Annotated in this window: 13 protein-coding genes; 8 read left to right on the forward strand and 5 right to left on the reverse strand. The window is 70.9% G+C overall.

Features of this window, described 5'->3' with window-relative positions:
- The first annotated feature begins 73 nt into the window (after positions 1–73).
- From OG718_RS12205 to OG718_RS12215, 3 genes are read left to right on the forward strand one after another with little or no spacing between them, the layout of a single operon-like run.
- Positions 74–1096 (forward strand): FecCD family ABC transporter permease, encoded by a 1023-nt coding sequence (locus OG718_RS12205; protein ID WP_260694952.1) that lies wholly within the window; start codon positions 74–76, stop codon positions 1094–1096.
- Between the two features lie 23 nt (positions 1097–1119).
- Positions 1120–2199, forward strand: coding sequence for a FecCD family ABC transporter permease (locus tag OG718_RS12210; RefSeq protein ID WP_143635073.1), 1080 nt, complete (start codon positions 1120–1122; stop codon positions 2197–2199).
- A 4-nt stretch (positions 2200–2203) separates the two neighbouring features.
- The gene (locus OG718_RS12215; protein WP_143634434.1) at positions 2204–3079 is read left to right on the forward strand and encodes an ABC transporter ATP-binding protein; all 876 of its coding nucleotides are present in this window, start codon (positions 2204–2206) and stop codon (positions 3077–3079) included.
- Between the two features lie 132 nt (positions 3080–3211).
- Here OG718_RS12215 and argB read toward each other — a convergent pair whose 3' ends face one another.
- Positions 3212–4027 carry an acetylglutamate kinase gene (gene argB, locus OG718_RS12220; protein ID WP_328847744.1) on the reverse strand — a complete coding sequence of 272 codons (816 nt, stop codon included), beginning with the start codon at positions 4025–4027 and terminating at the stop codon, positions 3212–3214.
- Between the two features lie 173 nt (positions 4028–4200).
- On the reverse strand, positions 4201–5148 hold the full coding sequence (locus OG718_RS12225) for a methionyl-tRNA formyltransferase (RefSeq protein ID WP_328844129.1): 948 nt from the start codon (positions 5146–5148) through the stop codon (positions 4201–4203).
- An 86-nt stretch (positions 5149–5234) separates the two neighbouring features.
- Between OG718_RS12225 and OG718_RS12230 the strand changes: the two genes are divergently transcribed.
- From OG718_RS12230 to OG718_RS12250, 5 genes are all read left to right on the forward strand, one after another.
- Positions 5235–6572: a lysine N(6)-hydroxylase/L-ornithine N(5)-oxygenase family protein gene (locus tag OG718_RS12230; protein ID WP_328844130.1), complete on the forward strand. Its 1338-nt coding sequence runs from the start codon at positions 5235–5237 to the stop codon at positions 6570–6572.
- 150 nt (positions 6573–6722) lie between these two features.
- Positions 6723–8417: an ABC transporter ATP-binding protein gene (locus OG718_RS12235; protein WP_328844131.1), complete on the forward strand. Its 1695-nt coding sequence runs from the start codon at positions 6723–6725 to the stop codon at positions 8415–8417.
- Positions 8414–10321: an ABC transporter ATP-binding protein gene (locus OG718_RS12240; protein WP_328844132.1), complete on the forward strand. Its 1908-nt coding sequence runs from the start codon at positions 8414–8416 to the stop codon at positions 10319–10321. The genes OG718_RS12235 and OG718_RS12240 overlap by 4 nt, the downstream gene beginning before the upstream one ends.
- A complete protein-coding gene (locus OG718_RS12245) occupies positions 10321–11385 on the forward strand; it encodes an iron-siderophore ABC transporter substrate-binding protein (protein WP_143634417.1) in 1065 nt (354 codons plus the stop codon). The genes OG718_RS12240 and OG718_RS12245 overlap by 1 nt, the downstream gene beginning before the upstream one ends.
- A gap of 162 nt (positions 11386–11547) precedes the next feature.
- The gene (locus OG718_RS12250) at positions 11548–12075 is read left to right on the forward strand and encodes an NUDIX hydrolase family protein (RefSeq protein ID WP_055612524.1); all 528 of its coding nucleotides are present in this window, start codon (positions 11548–11550) and stop codon (positions 12073–12075) included.
- A 15-nt stretch (positions 12076–12090) separates the two neighbouring features.
- On the opposite strand, the gene OG718_RS12255 is transcribed toward OG718_RS12250, so the two are convergent.
- From OG718_RS12255 to OG718_RS12265, 3 genes are read right to left on the reverse strand one after another with little or no spacing between them, the layout of a single operon-like run.
- Positions 12091–13131 (reverse strand): ComEC/Rec2 family competence protein, encoded by a 1041-nt coding sequence (locus OG718_RS12255; RefSeq protein ID WP_143634415.1) that lies wholly within the window; start codon positions 13129–13131, stop codon positions 12091–12093.
- Positions 13128–14414, reverse strand: a complete 1287-nt coding sequence (locus tag OG718_RS12260) for a hypothetical protein (RefSeq protein WP_328844133.1) — start codon at positions 14412–14414, stop codon at positions 13128–13130. The genes OG718_RS12255 and OG718_RS12260 overlap by 4 nt, the downstream gene beginning before the upstream one ends.
- Positions 14411–15583 (reverse strand): caspase family protein, encoded by a 1173-nt coding sequence (locus OG718_RS12265; RefSeq protein ID WP_328844134.1) that lies wholly within the window; start codon positions 15581–15583, stop codon positions 14411–14413. The genes OG718_RS12260 and OG718_RS12265 overlap by 4 nt, the downstream gene beginning before the upstream one ends.
- Positions 15584–15703: the final 120 nt, after the last annotated feature.

Here is a 15703-nt window from a genome sequence, read left to right on the forward strand (position 1 = left end):
CGGCGGACCTCGCGCTCCCCACTACGATTAAGGCCTGCCTAACCTAAGGGAGCTGGCCGTTGGAGACCGCAAGGTGACGGGCAAGGGTTTCCGGCCCGTCCTTCTCGTGACGACGCTCGGCGCCGTACTGGCCGGGCTCTGCCTGCTGTCACTGGCGCTCGGCGCGGCCAACGTCCCGCCGGACCAGGTGCTCCGGGCGTTGTTCGGCGACGCGCCGAGCCGTTTCGTGGACAACATCGTCTGGTCGGCGCGCGTGCCGCGTACCGCGCTCGGGCTCTCGGCGGGCGCGGCCCTCGGGCTGGCCGGAGCGCTCATGCAGGCCCTGACCCGCAACCCGCTCGCCGACCCCGGGGTGCTGGGGGTCAGCGCCGGGGCCTCCTTCGCCATCGTGCTGGCCGTCGGGGTGCTCGGCATCAACTCGTTGTACGGATATGTGTGGTTCGCGTTCGCGGGGGCGCTGATCGCCACCGTGGTCGTCTATCTGCTGGGCGGCCTCGGGCGGTCCGGAATGACACCGGTGAAGCTGGCGCTCGCGGGCGTGGCCGTCTCCTCGATGCTCTGGTCGTTCACGCAGGCCATCGTGCTGACCGACGTGGACGCGCTCAACAAGTTCCGGTTCTGGTCCGCGGGTTCGCTGGCGGACGCGGACGACGGCATGGTGTGGCGGGTTCTGCCCTTCCTGGTCATCGGCGCGGTGCTGGCGCTGGCCTGCGCTCCGGCCCTCAACAGCCTGGCCCTCGGCGACGACGTCGCGGCCTCGCTCGGCCGGCGCCTCGGCCTGGTCCGGCTCGCGGGCGTCGCCTCGATCACCCTGCTGACCGGGGCCGCGGTCGCGGTCATCGGCCCGGTCGTCTTCATCGGCCTGGTGGTTCCCCATGTCGCCCGGGTGCTCGCCCAGTTGGCGGGCATCGGTCCCGACCAGCGCTGGCTGCTGCCGCTGTCCGCGGTGCTCGCCCCCTGTCTGCTGCTCGCCGCGGACATCATCGGACGCATGGTGGCGCGGCCCACCGAGATCCAGGCCGGTGTGCTGGTCGCGTTCATCGGCGGCCCGTTCTTCATCGCCATGGTCCGCAGGCGCAATCTGGCGGAGGTGTGAGCGTGCCGAACTCCAAATCCGCCCTGAAGTCCCGCCCGGAAACCGGCCGTTCCCCGGGCGCCGCCCACTTCCGCACCTACCGGCTGACCCTGCCGCCCGTCTCCGGTGTCTTCCGCCCCCGGCTGGTGGGGCTGTGCGCGGGGCTCGCCGCCGCCACCTTCCTGCTGTTCTGCTGGGGCCTGACGACCGGCGACTATCCGATCGACTTCACCGATGTCGTACGGGCCCTGGTGAACTCCGGCGACCCCGGCACCGTCCTCGTGGTGCAGGAACTGCGGCTGCCGCGCGCCCTGGTCGGGCTGCTGGCCGGGATCGCCTTCGGTGTCTCCGGCGCGCTGTTCCAGACCATGACCCGCAATCCGCTGGCCAGCCCCGACATGATCGGCCTCACCCAGGGCGCGGGCACCGCCGTGGTCGCGGGGATCGTGCTGGGCTGGGACGGGGGCCTGGGCACCCAGGGCCTCGGACTGTTCGGCGCCCTGGCCACGGCCCTGATCGTCTACGCGCTGGCCTGGCGACGCGGCACCACCGGATACCGCATCATCCTGGTCGGCATCGGCGTGGCCTGGATCTGCACGAGCGCCACCGACTACCTGGTGGCCAAGGGCGGACGCTTCCAGGCACAGGCCGCCCTCGGCTGGCTGGTCGGCAACCTCAACGGCCGTACGTGGGGACAGGTCGGCCCGCTCGCCATCGCGCTGGCGGTGCTGCTGCCGACGGCGCTGCTGCTGGGCCGGCTGCTGCGTACCCTCCAGCTCGGTGACGACGTGGCCACCGGCCTCGGCACCCGCGTACAGCCGGTGCGCCTCGCCATCCTGCTCACCGGTGTCGGCCTGATCGCCTTCGCCACAGCCTCTGCGGGGCCCGTCGCCTTCGTCGCGCTCGCCGCCCCGCAGATCGCGCAGCGGCTGGCCGGCACCGCCTGGCCGCCCACGGTCGCCTCGGGTCTGACCGGGGCGCTGGTCGTCCTGGGCAGCGACCTCATAGCCCGTACTCTCGTCTCCGGCACGGAACTTCCGGTCGGAATCGTCACCGGCGTGCTCGGCGCACCGGTCCTGCTCTGGCTGCTCGTCCGCGCCAACCGCGCGGGTTCAGGAGGTTGATCCCATGTCGGCTGACTCCCTGTCGACCGAGTCCACTGACCAAGGGTCGACCAGCCACCCGGACCTGCGCGCGAGCGGTCTGCGGCTGGCCTACGACAACCGGCTCGTCGTGGACGGCCTCGACCTCGCCGTGCCGCCCGGCCGGATCACGGCCATCGTCGGCGCCAACGCGTGCGGCAAGTCCACCCTGCTGCGCGCCCTCGCCCGGCTGCTGGCACCCAAGGAGGGGTCCGTGCACCTGGACGGCCGGGCGCTGCACTCCATCCCGAGCAGGGAGCTCGCCCAGCGCCTCGGCATCCTGCCGCAGAGCCCGGTCGCGCCCGAGGGGCTGACCGTCATCGACCTGGTCAACCGGGGCCGTTCACCGCATCAGACGTGGTGGCGGCAGTGGTCGAAGGCCGACGAGCAGGCCGTGCACCAGGCGCTGGACGCGACCAACATGACCGACCTCGCCGACCGGCCCGTCGACGAGCTCTCCGGCGGCCAGCGCCAGCGCGCCTGGATCGCCATGGCGGTCGCCCAGGGCACGCCCGTACTGCTGCTGGACGAGCCGACGACGTATCTGGACCTGGCCCACCAGATCGATGTGCTGGACCTGATCACCGACCTCAACCGGCGTGAGAACCGCACGGTCGTGATGGTGCTCCACGACCTGAACCAGGCCTGCCGGTACGCCGATCACGTCGTCGCCATGAAGTCCGGGCGGATCGTCGCCGAGGGCAGTCCGGCCGAGGTCATCACCGCCGAGACCGTCGAGAACGTCTTCGACCTGACCTGCCAGATCACGATGGACCCGGTCAGCGGCACCCCACTGGTGATCCCGATGGGCCGCCACCACGGGGCCCCACCGCTGGAGGCGGCGGTCCCGGCGGCAGAGTGACAGCGCCGCGCTTCGCCCGGGCGAAGCGCGGCGCTCAGGGGCGCGGGGCTGCGTCGATATGCGGCTCCGCCGCGTGGGCGCGAACAGCCCTCACCGCCCCGCAGCCGAATCACCCTGCTTCCGGCGGAGCGTTCACACGGGGTCCGGCACGATCGTCGTCCCGGTTCCAACCGCACCGGCCAGCCCGTCGAGCAACGCATGCGGCGCACGCCCGTCGAGCACCCGGGCCACCCCGACACCAGCCCTGACGGCCCTCAGACACGCCTCCATCTTGGGCCCCATCCCACCATCGAGACTTGGCAGCAGCCGCTGCAACTCCCCCGCTCCGATCCGGTCGACGACCTGGTCGCTCGCGGGCCAGTCGGCGTACAGCCCGGGCACGTCGGTGAGGACGACCAGGACCCGGGTCCCCAGCGCGGCGGCCATCGCCCCCGCCGCCGTGTCCGCGTTGACGTTGTAGACCTGTCCGTCCTCGCCCCGGCCGACGGAGGAGACCACCGGGATGTGACCGCTGTCGAGCAGGATGCGCACGACCGCGGTGTTCACCCGTGCCACGTCCCCGACGAGCCCGATGTCCACGGGCTCACCTGCCACTTCGGCGTACCGCTTGACCGCGGTGAGGGTGTGCCCGTCCTCTCCGCTGAGGCCGACGGCGTACGGCCCGTGCTCGTTCAGCAGTCCCACGAGGTCCTTCTGGACCTTGCCGGACAGCACCATCCGTACGACCTCCATGGTCTCCGGGGTGGTGACCCGAAGACCTTGCAGGAAGGCTGACTTGAGCCCGAGCCGGTCCAGGTGGACGCCGATCTGCGGGCCGCCGCCGTGCACCACGACCGGCCGGACACCGGCGCGGAACAGTGTGAGCACGTCCTGGGCGAAGGCCCGCCGGAGCGTGTCGTCGGTCATCGCGTTGCCGCCGTACTTGACGACGACCGTGTGTCCGCGCAGGGGTGCAAGCGCCGCGAGGCGATCGGCGAGGCCGGGCGACGGGGCCGCGTCGGCCACCGCCACCCCGCTCAGGACGGCCCCGCTCAGGACCGTCGCGTCCGGAACCGCCTGTTCGAGGACGGCCTCGTCCAGGACGGTCCCGTCGAGGACCTCCCCGTTCGCGAGAGCCCCGCTCACGGACGAGCCGTCAGGTAGCCACCCATCGTGCGGAAGTAGTCGGTCGCCGCGTGCTCCGCCCCGTCCTCGGTGCGGACACGCTTGACGACCAGCCCGCGCAGCCGGCCGTTGCGCGCCTCGGAGCCGGCGACGACGACCACTCCGTCGCCCTCACGGATGAAGATCCGCCCCGGAGTACCGCCGTAACGGCCCTCCGACACCGCGGACTCGACGATCCGGAGCCGCGCCCCGCGGTGGTGGGTGAAGGCGTTGGGGTACGGGTCGCACTGGGCCCGTACCAGGCGCTCGATGTCCTCGGCGGGCCAGGACCAGTCGATGCGGCTGTCCTCCAGGGACCGCTTGTGGAAGAAGCTCGCCCTGCTGCGGTCCTGCGGTATCCAGCGCGCGCGGCCGGAGGCGATCAGGTCGAGCGACTCGTTCACCACCGGCGCGATCAGGTCGACCGTGCGGTGGAAGAGGTCGGTGACGGTGTCGGCCGCGCCGACCGGGACGGCCCGCTGCAGCAGGACGTCGCCCGCGTCGAGTTCGGCGTTCATGCGGTGCGCGGTGACGCCGACCTCGCGCTCGCCGTTGATCAGCGCCCAGATCAGCGGGGAGAAGCCCGCGTAGGCCGGCAGCAGCGAGTCGTGGATGTTGAGCGTGCCGTGGGGCGGCAGGTCGAAGACCTCCGGGGGCAGCACGGTCCGCCAGTTGTTGGCCACGATGAGATCCGGTGCCGCGTCCCGCAGGGCGGCGAGGAGTTCGGGATCGTCGGGCCGGTTGCGCAGCAGCACCGGCACACCGTGCTTCTCGGCCAGGTCGGCCACGGAGTCGTCCCAGATCTTCTCGTACACGTGGTCGCTCTTGGGGTGGGTCACCGCCATCACCACCTCGTGGTCGGACTCCAGCAGAGCCTGGAGCGTGCGATGCCCCCAGGTCTGATAGCCGAACATGACGACCCGCATAGTCGATCCTCCCTTAGGACACACCATTGCAAGGTAAGGCTAACCTTATTTAACATCAGTGGCGCCTAGGGGAAGGAAAAGTTGCGGTGAACGCACTGCACGACGAGCCGGACGCCATCCTTGACGTGCTCGGTATAGGTTTCGGGCCGTCAAATCTCGCACTGGCCATTGCGGTTGAGGAACACAACGCCCAAGCCGCTCCGGAGAACCGGATCCGCGCGGGATTTCTGGAGCGCCAGCCGTCGTTCGGCTGGCACCGGGGAATGCTCATCGAAGACGCCACGATGCAGGTGTCCTTTCTCAAGGACCTGGTCACCATGCGCAACCCGACCAGCGACTTCAGCTTCCTGTGCTTCCTGCGGGAGCGGGGCAGGATGGTGGACTTCCTCAACGCGAAGACGCTCTTCCCGCTGCGGATCGAGTTCCACGAGTACTTCGAGTGGGCGGCCGCCCGGGTGGCACACCTGGTCGACTACTCCGACGAGGTCGTCTCCGTGGATCCGGTCACAGGGCCCGACGGCGAGGTCCGCTGGCTGGACGTCGTCAGCCGCGCGCCCGGCGCCCCCGGGCAGACCATCACGCGAAGAGCCCGGAACATCTCGGTGGCCGTCGGTCTCGAACCGCATCTGCCGCCGGACACGGCCCTGTCCGACCGCATCTGGCACAACAGCCAACTCGTCCCGCGCGTACGCGAGTTGAACAAATCAGGGACACCGGTGGGCCGGGTCCTGGTGCTCGGCGCGGGCCAGAGCGCGGCCGAGGCCGTGGACTATCTGCACCAGTCCTTCCCCGACTCGGAGATCTGCGCGATCTTCGCGAAGTACGGGTACACGCCCGCCGACGACAGCCCGTTCGCCAACCGGATCTTCGACCCGGAGGCGGTGGACGTCTACTTCCAGTCCAAACCGGAGGTGAAGCAGTCCCTGGTCGACTACCACCGCAGCACCAACTACTCGGTGGTCGACATGGATCTCATCGAGCAGCTGTACGCGACGATGTACCGCGAGAAGGTCCAGGGCCGGGAGCGGCTGCGCCTGCGGAACGTGTCCCGCATCCGGGACGTACGCAGCCTGGACGACCAGCTGGAGGTCACCGTCGAGTATCTCCCCACAGGGGAACGGGAGGTGCTCTCCGCGGACCTGCTCGTGCACGCGACCGGCTACCGCCCCCGGGACCTCGACACCCTGCTCGGCAGGACGGCGAAACTCTGCCTGCGGGACGACAAGGACGCCGTACGTGTCGGGCGCGACCACCGCATCGAGCTCACGCCCGATGTCACGGCGGGCATCTATCTGCAGGGGGCGACCGAGCACACGCACGGCCTGACCTCGACCCTGCTGTCCACCACGGCGGTCCGCTCGGGCGAGATCCTCGACTCGCTGCTCGCCCATCGCGCGGACGACCTGGCCGCGCGCACCGGGTGAGGAGCTGAGGCGACCGGGTGTGACGGCACGGATCCGCGTGCCGTCATGCCCGTACGGCCGTCCCCGGGCGACGCACCCTCACTGGGCAACGCTCGTCTACTTAGAGTAGCCTCACCTAAGTTTTCTTCGTCCGATCCCGGAGGGGTGCGGGTGGTTCCTTCATATCCGACGGGGCGGGACGTCCTGCGGGAATCGGTCAGAGGGCAGCGGCGGGACGTCGCCCTCGGCTCGCTGCTCGGTTCCGGACATCAGATAGGCGAGGCGCTGGTTCCGGTCCTGATCGGTGTGGTCATCGACCGTGCCGTCACCAAGTCCGACACCGGCACCCTCGTCCTGTGGCTCGGCGTCCTCGCCGTGGTCTACGTGGGGCTGGCACTGAGCTGGCGCTTCGGCGCCTGGTCCGGCGACCGCGCCGCGGTACGGGCCGAACACGCCCTGCGCATCGCCCTCGTACGACGGGTACTGCATCCCGGCGGCGGGGCCGAGGAGGGCCGGCTGCCCGGCGCGCTCGCCAATACCGCGACCGAGGACGCCAAGCGGGTCGGCGCCGTCAACATGTCGGTCATGTACGGGATCTCGGCCCTGGTGGGCATCCTCACCACCGCCGTCGTCCTGCTGCGTACGTCGGTGCTGCTCGGCCTGGTCGTCCTGCTCGGCACACCCGTGCTGCTCTGGCTCGGACACCTGCTGAGCAAGCCGCTGGAGACCCGCAGCGAGGCCGAGCAGGAGCGCGCGGCACACGCCTCGGCCGTCGCCGCCGACCTGGTGGCCGGACTGCGCATCCTCAAGGGCATCGGCGGCGAGTCGACGGCCATCGCCCGCTACCGCACCACCAGCCGCGACTCGCTGCAGGCCACTTTGAAGGCCGCTCGCGCGCAGGCCTTCCAGAGCGGCATGGTGCTCTCCCTGACGGGCTGCCTGATCGCCGTCGTCGCCCTCGTCGGAGGCAGGCTGGCGGCCGAGGGAAGCATCAGCCTGGGCCAGTTGGTGTCCGCGGTCGGGCTCTCGCTCTTCCTGCTCGGGCCACTCGAGGTGCTCGCGTGGGTCAACGCCGAACTCGCCCAGGGCCGCGCCTCGGCCACCCGGATCGCGGAGGTCCTGGCGACTCCGCACACCGTCACGGCCGGAGACCGGACCCTGGCCCAGCCGGTGCGCGGCGCGGTGCGGCTGACCGGCGTCAGCCACGGCGGCCTGCGCGAGGTGGACCTCGACATCGCGTCCGGCGAACTGCTGGGCGTGGTCGCGACCGACCCCGCGCACGCCACCGACCTGCTGCGCTGCCTGGCCCGGCGGGCCGACCCGGACACCGGCACGGTGGAACTGGACGGCGTCTGCCTGCGAGACCTGGACCCGGCCGAGATGCGTACGGCGATGCTGGTGGCCGAGCATGACGCGGACCTCTTCGAGGGCACGGTCCGCAACAACGTCACGGCCGCCGCCCCCGATTCCGCCGATCCCGAGCCCGCGATGACCGCGGCCGGCGTGGCGCAGGTCGCCGAGACGCTGCCCGACGGCGAGGACACGGCGGTCAGTGAGCGCGGCCGCTCGCTCTCGGGCGGACAGCGCCAACGGGTCGCCCTGGCCCGCGCGCTGGCGGCCGACCGGCCCGTCCTGGTGGTCCACGATCCGACCACCGCGGTCGACGCGGTGACCGAGGCGGGCATCGCGTCCGGCATCCGGGAGATCCGCAAGGGCCGCACCACGGTCCTCGTGACCACGAGTCCCGCGCTGCTCTCCGTCACGGACCGGGTGGTGCTGCTCGACGACGGCCGGGTCACGGACACGGCCCCGCACGCCGACCTGATAGCCCGTCACGAGACCTACCGCGCGGCGGTGCTGGCATGAGCGACTCCCCGAACACTCCGGCCGCGGACCCGACCGGCGCGGCCCCCGACGACGGCTCGGAGCCCGCCGGCCGCGAGCTGCTGCCCACCGCGACCCCGGCCCGCACCCGTGCCGCGGTCCGCGAACTCGTCCGTCCGCGCCGCGGCCTGACGGTCGCCAGCTTCGCGATGATGATCGTGGCCACCGCCGTGGGCCTACTGGTCCAGCCGCTGCTGGGCCGCATCGTGGACGTCGTCGCCGATCACCGTCCGCCGGGGGACATCACTCTGCCCGTCGTCCTGCTGGTCGTGGTCGCCCTCGCCCAGGGCGCGACCACCGCGATGGGCCTGTCCCTCGTCTCCCGGCTCGGCGAGACCGTGCTGGCGCACCTGCGCGAGCGGTTCGTGGAGAAGGCGCTGCGGCTGCCCCTGGAACAGGTCGAGAAGGCGGGCGCCGGAGACCTCACCGCGCGGGTCACCCGGGACGTGTCGGTGGTGGGCGACGCGGTGCGCACGGCCCTGCCCGAACTGGCCCGCTCCCTGCTGGCCATCGCGCTGACCCTGGTCGCGATGGCGGCCCTGGACTGGCGGTTCTTCATAGCGGCGCTCATCGCGGTGCCCGTCCAGGCGTCGACCGCACGGTGGTACGTACGCAACGCCGTGCCGCTCTACGCCCGGCAGCGGATCGCCACCGGGTCCCAGCAGCAGCAGCTCCTGGACACCATCGCGGGCGCCGGCACCGTTCGGGCGTTCCGGATGGAGGACGAGCACACCGAGCGGGTGACCCGGCGGTCGTCGGCGGCGGTCGAACTGACGCTGCGCGGCGTGCGGCTGGTGCTGGACTTCTACAACCGGCTGCACGTCGCCGAGTACGCGGGCCTCGCGGCCGTCCTCGTCACCGGGTTCCTGCTCGTGCGCGGCGGGTCGGTGTCGATCGGCACCGCGACCGCCGCCGCGCTCTACTTCCACAGCCTGTTCGCGCCGGTCAACTCGGCGCTCGTCCTCCTCGACGACGCGCAGTCGGCGACCGCCGCGCTGGCCCGTCTCGTCGGGGTCGCCGACCAGCCGTCGCCCCAACCGGAGAAGCAGGCCTACGCACCGCGGCCCCGGGCAGAGACAGAGACGAAGGCGGCGGCGGAGGCGGGCGGCACGGTCACCGTGACGGGCATCCATCACGCGTACGAGCCGGGCCGACCCGTCCTGCACGACGTGGACCTCACACTCCGGGCGGGCGAGCGGGTGGCCCTGGTCGGGCCGAGCGGGGCGGGCAAGACCACCCTGGCCAAGCTCATCGCGGGCGTGCACCGTCCGACGGCCGGTTCGGTGCGGGTGACGACCGGCGGGACCGGGGAGTCCGGCGACGGAGTTCCGGTGGCACTGGTCACCCAGGAGACGCACGTCTTCGCCGGGCCGCTCGCGGACGATCTGCGCCTGGCGCGGGCCGACGCCACGGACGACGAGCTGCGCACGGCACTGACCTCGGTGGCCGCCCTGGACTGGGTCGAGGTACTGCCCGAGGGTCTGGCCACGGTCGTCGGCGAGGGAGGCCATCGCCTCACCTCCGCACAGGTCCAGCAACTCGCCCTGGCGCGGCTCGTGCTGGCCGATCCGCCGGTGGCCGTGCTGGACGAGGCGACGGCCGAGGCCGGCAGCACCGGTGCCCGTCTCCTGGAGCAGGCGGCGGACCGGGCGGTGGACGGCCGTACGGCGCTCGTCGTCGCGCACCGCCTCACCCAGGCCGCCACCGCGGACCGGATCGTCGTCATGGACGGCGGCCGGATCGTGGAGAGCGGCACCCACGACGAGCTGTGCGCTGCGGCCGGCCCCTACGCCTCCCTGTGGGAGGCGTGGTCCGGCACCCGCACCACGGCCGACCAGACCCCCACGCACCACCGTCCTGACACCACCACCCTGAAGGACCACTGATGCTCGGCTCTTCCAGAAGAGGCGCACGCCTCGTCGCGGCGCTCGCCTCGGCACTCCTCCTCTTCACCACCGCCGCGGCCTGCGGCTCCGAGGACGACAGCTCCGAGGCAGGCGCGGACTCGTCCGCGTCCGCGAACAGCGCCTTCCCGGTGACCATCGCCCACAAGTACGGCAGTACCACCATCAAGTCCGAGCCGAAGCGGATCGTCACGGTCGGGCTGACCGACCAGGACTCCGTGCTCGCTCTGGGCAAGGTGCCCGTCGGCACCACCGAGTGGCTCGGCGGCTACAAGGGCGCCATCGGCCCCTGGGCCGCCGACAAGCTGGGCAGCGCGAAGGCCCCGACCGTGCTGAAGGACACCGGCACCGGCCCGCAGACGGAGAAGATCGCCGCGCTCCGGCCGGACCTGATCCTCGCGGTCTACGGCGGTCTGACGAAGGACCAGTACACGACCCTGTCGAAGTTCGCCCCGGTCGTGGCCCAGCCGAAGGAGTACAACGACTTCGGTGTGCCGTGGCAGAAGCAGACCGAGATCATCGGCAAGGCGCTCGGCCAGGAGAGCAAGGCGAAGGACCTGGTGAAGGGCGTCCAGGACGACATCGCGACCCTGGCCAAGGACAATCCGAAGTTCGCGGAGTCCACCGGTGTGATGGCGACCCCGTACGAGGGCATCTTCGTCTTCGGCAGCCAGGATCCCCGCTCGCGCATCCTGACCGACCTCGGCTTCAAGCTGCCGAAGGACCTGGACAAGGTCATCGGTGACGAGTTCGGCGCCAACATCAGCAAGGAGCGCACCGACCTCCTGGACACCGACGCGATCGTGTGGATCGTCTCGGACACGACCAAGGACGCGGCGACGCTCCACAAGAACTCCCTCTACGCCGACCTGAACGTGGTGAAGCAGGGGCGTGAGGTCTTCGTCAAGGAATCGAGCGACTACGGCAACGCCGTCTCGTTCGTGTCGGTGCTGAGCCTGCCGTACATGCTGGAGCGTCTGGTCCCGCAGCTGACCGCGGCGGTCGACGGCGACACGGCCACGAAGGTCACCGAGCCGACGTCCTGACGACGTCCGCGAGGAACCCGGCGGATGTATACAGAGGGCCGGGGCCACGGGCGATCCGTGACCCCGGCCCCGCTGTGTCACGCACGTGACCTCGGCCCCGGCTGTGTCACGCGACACGCTCGCGACACGAGACCCTGAAAGTATGATCAACCAATGTCTGACATGACCGAAACCACGCCCGGCTGGCTGCCCCACGACGAGCTGGAGCAGGCACGCGCACGCATGCCGATCCTGTACGTCGAGGCCGTACCGGTCCGCGTCGACGACAGCGGCGAAGTCACCAGCATCGGACTGCTGCTCCGCATCGGGTCGGACGGGACGGTCAGCCGCGCGCTCGTCTCCGGCCGGGTGCTGCACCACGAGCGGGTGCGGGACGCCCTGCTGCGTCACCTGGAGAAGGATCTCGGCCCGGTCGCACTCCCCCGCGTCCCGGCCTCGCTGCAGCCCTTCACCGTCGCCGAGTACTTCCCGACGCTCGGGGTCACACCGTTCCACGACCCCCGCCAGCACGCCGTGTCCCTCGCCTACATCGTCCCGGTGTCCGGTGACTGCCGCCCGCGACAGGACGCTCTCGACCTGGTCTGGTTCAGCCCCGAGGAGGCCGCGTCGCCCGTGGTCATCAACGAGATGCCCGGCGGTACCGGAGCCCTCCTCAAGCAGGCCCTCGCGCACATCGGCCACCTGTCCTGACGGCAGACGCCGGTCTCAGAGTTCGAGAGCGACGAACCCGTCCGGCTCGTCCGCTGCCGGGGCCGTCACGGTGTAGCCGAAGCGATCCTTCAGGCCCGTGACGTCCCACACAGCCGCACGGTCGCGGTAGTTGAAGACGAGTTCCTTCTCGTCGCCGCCGTGCTTGAGGATCCGGGCGATCGCGATCTCGTTGGGATGGTCGTGCCGCGCGCCGCTGGTCGATATCAGGTAGCGGTCGCAGTCGATCAGGTCGAGCAGTTCGTTCGAGAGGTTGTGGTCGCTGCCGTGGTGGGCGACCTTGAGGAGGTCGACGTGCATCCGTCCGCCCTCCGCCTCGGCCCTGGGGCGTATCGACGCCACGAGCCGGCGGTCGTCCGCGTCACCGGTGAGGACGACACGCTTGTCCTCGAACTCGAAGAGCAGACCGATGCTCGACACGTTCGTCTTCGACGTGTCCGGCTTGAACACCGACGCGGCCAGCCGGTCCACGTTCACGCCGCCGAAGTGCTCGAAGCCCGGGACCGGAGGGTTCTCCTCGGGATCCCGGCCGGGGATCAGACCGTGTCTGGCGCATTCCGCGGTCCAGGCCGGCGCCAGCTTCTCCAGCTGCCTGCGGTCGGGTGAGAGCACCTCCATCGTGGATCCGTCGTCGAACCACGCGAGCTCCCGGCCGACCTCGACACCGCGTCCGCCGAACGCGTCGTTCCACGGCACCTTCTGTTCCAGCAGGGCGCTGGTGAGCTTCTCACCGTCCTGGGCGCCGAACCCCTCGGTGTCGAGGAGGTGGTCGAAGCCGTTGAACCACACGTCCCCGAACTCCACGGACCGGTCCGGGTCGTCCAGCAGGGCGAGCACCCCGAGGATGTGGTCCTGGTCGACATGGGTGACGACGAGGACGTCGACCTGACCGTCGAGCCCGGCGAGCGTGGGCTTGATCAGCGGGTACGTGCCCGAACGGCCGCCGTCGACGAGGATCCGGCGTACGAAGCCGCCGTCGCCGTATTCCAGGAGCAGGCAGTCGCCGTCCTCGCCGGGCATCATCGTGAACCGGATCATTGCTGTCTCCCTCGCAGAGCGACGACCACGAACGGCTCGCGCATGTCGACCCGCCACGACAGGCGGCGGGCCTGTTCGAGCCGCGCGGCGCACCCGGGGTCGTCGGGGAACTCGGAGAGCCCGTGGATGAGGCGGCTCAGGCCCAGGGTGAAGACCGGCACTCCGCGGTCGAAGGCCTCGACCAGGGCGTCCCGCGCGGCCTCCCGCTCCGGCTCGGTGTGGGCCCGGCGCAGGTGCCGCATGGCCCAGAGCAGGGATCCGTCGCTCATCCAGTCGAACTCGCGCCGCAGCCGGGACAGCCACGGGTCCCAGCGGTGCGGCCGCTCGGTCAGCTCGCTGCCGACGAGGACGTAGGCGCCCGCCACCGCCGCGAGCGGGTTCGTCATCCTGCCGTCGTAGAGCATGGTCTCCGCGTCCCTGACCAGCATCGCCGCCGCGTCGAAGGCGCCCCGGGCCATGTACGCCAGGGCCGGCCCCACCCGGCTGTCCCGTACGGACACCGAGACGGCGCTGCCGGTCGGGCTCTGCCGTTCGTTGACGAGGACCTCGATCTGTGCGGCACCCCAGGGGGCGGGCAGGGTGACGACATACTCGGTGCCGGCCAGCGAGACGACGAGGAACTGGCGTGGGCCCAGGGGCACGTCGAGCGTGGGCTCGCCCCGCTCGTCGACCGGGCCGTGCTCGCCGAAGCGGTACAGCCGTGCGGCGGCGTCGCCCAGTTCGAGACTGGCGACGGAGTGCGGTTCGGAGCGGGCGATCTCAAACGCGACCAGTTGCTTCGCGGGCCCGTCGGTCAGCCGGAGCATCGCCGGGAACTGCCAGCTCGTCGGCTTCGGGTCGCCGACCCAGGCCGCGTGTCCGGGCTCGATGAACGCGCCGCGCTCCCAGGTCCCGGACCGCGAGCCCAGTGAGCGGGGCACGGGAATCGTGTCCTCGTCGTGGTAGGCCCCGTAGGACTCGATGTTGCCCATGAGGTGCTGCCAGGAGTGCGACTCGAAGGGCGAGGCCGCCGGCCGGAGCGTCACCCGCTTCTCCTCGCCGTCCGCCACCTCGGCGTCCTTGGAGAGCACGACCCCGGAGGGCAGCGTCGCGGAGACGATGTAGTGGCCGGGGGCGACCTCGAACCGCGCCGGAGCCGCCATGGTCCCGCAGGGGAAGAGGACCGCGCGGTGACCGGGGCCGCTGCCCTCCGAGGGGTAGATGTTGCCGACCACCTTCGCCCCGTCGGCGAGGTCCGCTTCGTGGAGGCTCAGCTCGACGTTCACGCTCAGGCCCGCGCTCATGGCTTCTCCAACTTCACGCGGCGGAACACCGGACGCACGGTGACGGACTTCGTCCGCACGTCCTGGTCGCCGAGTCGGGCCTCGAAGTCGTAGTCCCCGAAGCGCAGTTCGATGGCCCACTCGCTCTCCGGATCCTCGCCGTCGATGCCGCCCGCGGACCGGCGCAGCCGCTCGGATCCGTCCTCACGGCAGACGAACTCGGCCTCGGCGTTGTCCTCGGCGGGATCGCAGCCGACGTACACCGGGACGACCGGCGGACCGGACAGCTGGTGGAGGACGAACACGGGCAGTTCACCGACCGAGGGGACCTGGACGCCCGCGACCGCCCCGGCGAACCGCGGCTGGCGCATGAAGTGGTCGATCGCCTTCAGCAGGTCGGAGGTGTCGACCCGCCAGTCGCCCTCGGGATCGTCGCTCGCCGCACCGGAGAAGCTCTTCAGCAGTGCCTCGGTGAACAGGCTCACCTGGCCGGGCCGCGCGTGCGAGCGGTCGCCGGACAGGGTGGCGTAGTACGGGATGTGGAAGCGGCGCGGCAGATCGAGCGGCCGTGTTCCGGCGCCGAGCGGCGAGCGGCCCGCGAACCGCGCGCCCGAACGCTCGATGAGGACATCGGAGTTGGACCGGCAGGCGTCGACGAAGAACACCTGCTCGCTGGCCCTGCACCGCTTGAGGCCGTTCATCAGGCCCGCGAAGTCCAGTGCGCTGTTGAGGGGGTTGTGCTCGTCGGCGAAGATGTCCGCGGCCAGCAGCGCCATGTCGTCGCCCTGCGAGACGCCGTGGCCGCAGAAGTAGAAGACGAGCCGGTTGTCGACATGGCTGTCGCCGCGGTCGAACCACTGGGTGACCGCGGTGAGGATGTTGTCGATGGTGGCGGTCCCGACCTCGTGGGCCTGCTGGGTGCGGGGGTTCACGAACGGGGCCGGCGCTTCCTCGCTGAGCAGCAGCGCGAGACTGCCGAGCGGTCGCCCGGGATCGTGGTACTCGGCCAGCAGCCAGGTCGCGAGCGTACGGGCCGAGATGGGCGGCGAGCTGAGCTGCCGCATCCCGTCGGGATCGGCGACCGGTGCCTCGCCACCGGCGAGATGGGGATACTTGCCGACGCCGATGACCAGTGCGTGGGTGCACGGAGGACCGGCGTGCTCATCGAGGTGGACCACGGAACCGGCCATGGATCCTCCGGAACCCCTACTACCGCACCGGAGCATGCCCGCAGGCAGCATTTTCCTTATTATATTCACGAGACATCCCATACGTCCCGATATGTCGCCAGTGATCGTGTTCCTCGGTGA

Source organism: Streptomyces sp. NBC_00258 (genome assembly GCF_036182465.1).
GTDB lineage: Bacteria > Actinomycetota > Actinomycetes > Streptomycetales > Streptomycetaceae > Streptomyces.

Bases quoted from the DNA above. Each gene is read 5' to 3' on its own strand.
- OG718_RS12255 (WP_143634415.1), bottom strand. From the start codon at position 13,131: ATGATCCGGTTCACGATGATGCCCGGCGAGGACGGCGACTGCCTGCTC.
- OG718_RS12225 (WP_328844129.1), bottom strand. From the start codon at position 5,148: ATGCGGGTCGTCATGTTCGGCTATCAGACCTGGGGGCATCGCACGCTC.
- OG718_RS12240 (WP_328844132.1), top strand. From the start codon at position 8,414: ATGAGCGACTCCCCGAACACTCCGGCCGCGGACCCGACCGGCGCGGCC.
- OG718_RS12215 (WP_143634434.1), top strand. From the start codon at position 2,204: ATGTCGGCTGACTCCCTGTCGACCGAGTCCACTGACCAAGGGTCGACC.
- OG718_RS12245 (WP_143634417.1), top strand. From the start codon at position 10,321: ATGCTCGGCTCTTCCAGAAGAGGCGCACGCCTCGTCGCGGCGCTCGCC.
- OG718_RS12265 (WP_328844134.1), bottom strand. From the start codon at position 15,583: ATGGCCGGTTCCGTGGTCCACCTCGATGAGCACGCCGGTCCTCCGTGC.
- OG718_RS12250 (WP_055612524.1), top strand. From the start codon at position 11,548: ATGACCGAAACCACGCCCGGCTGGCTGCCCCACGACGAGCTGGAGCAG.
- OG718_RS12260 (WP_328844133.1), bottom strand. From the start codon at position 14,414: ATGAGCGCGGGCCTGAGCGTGAACGTCGAGCTGAGCCTCCACGAAGCG.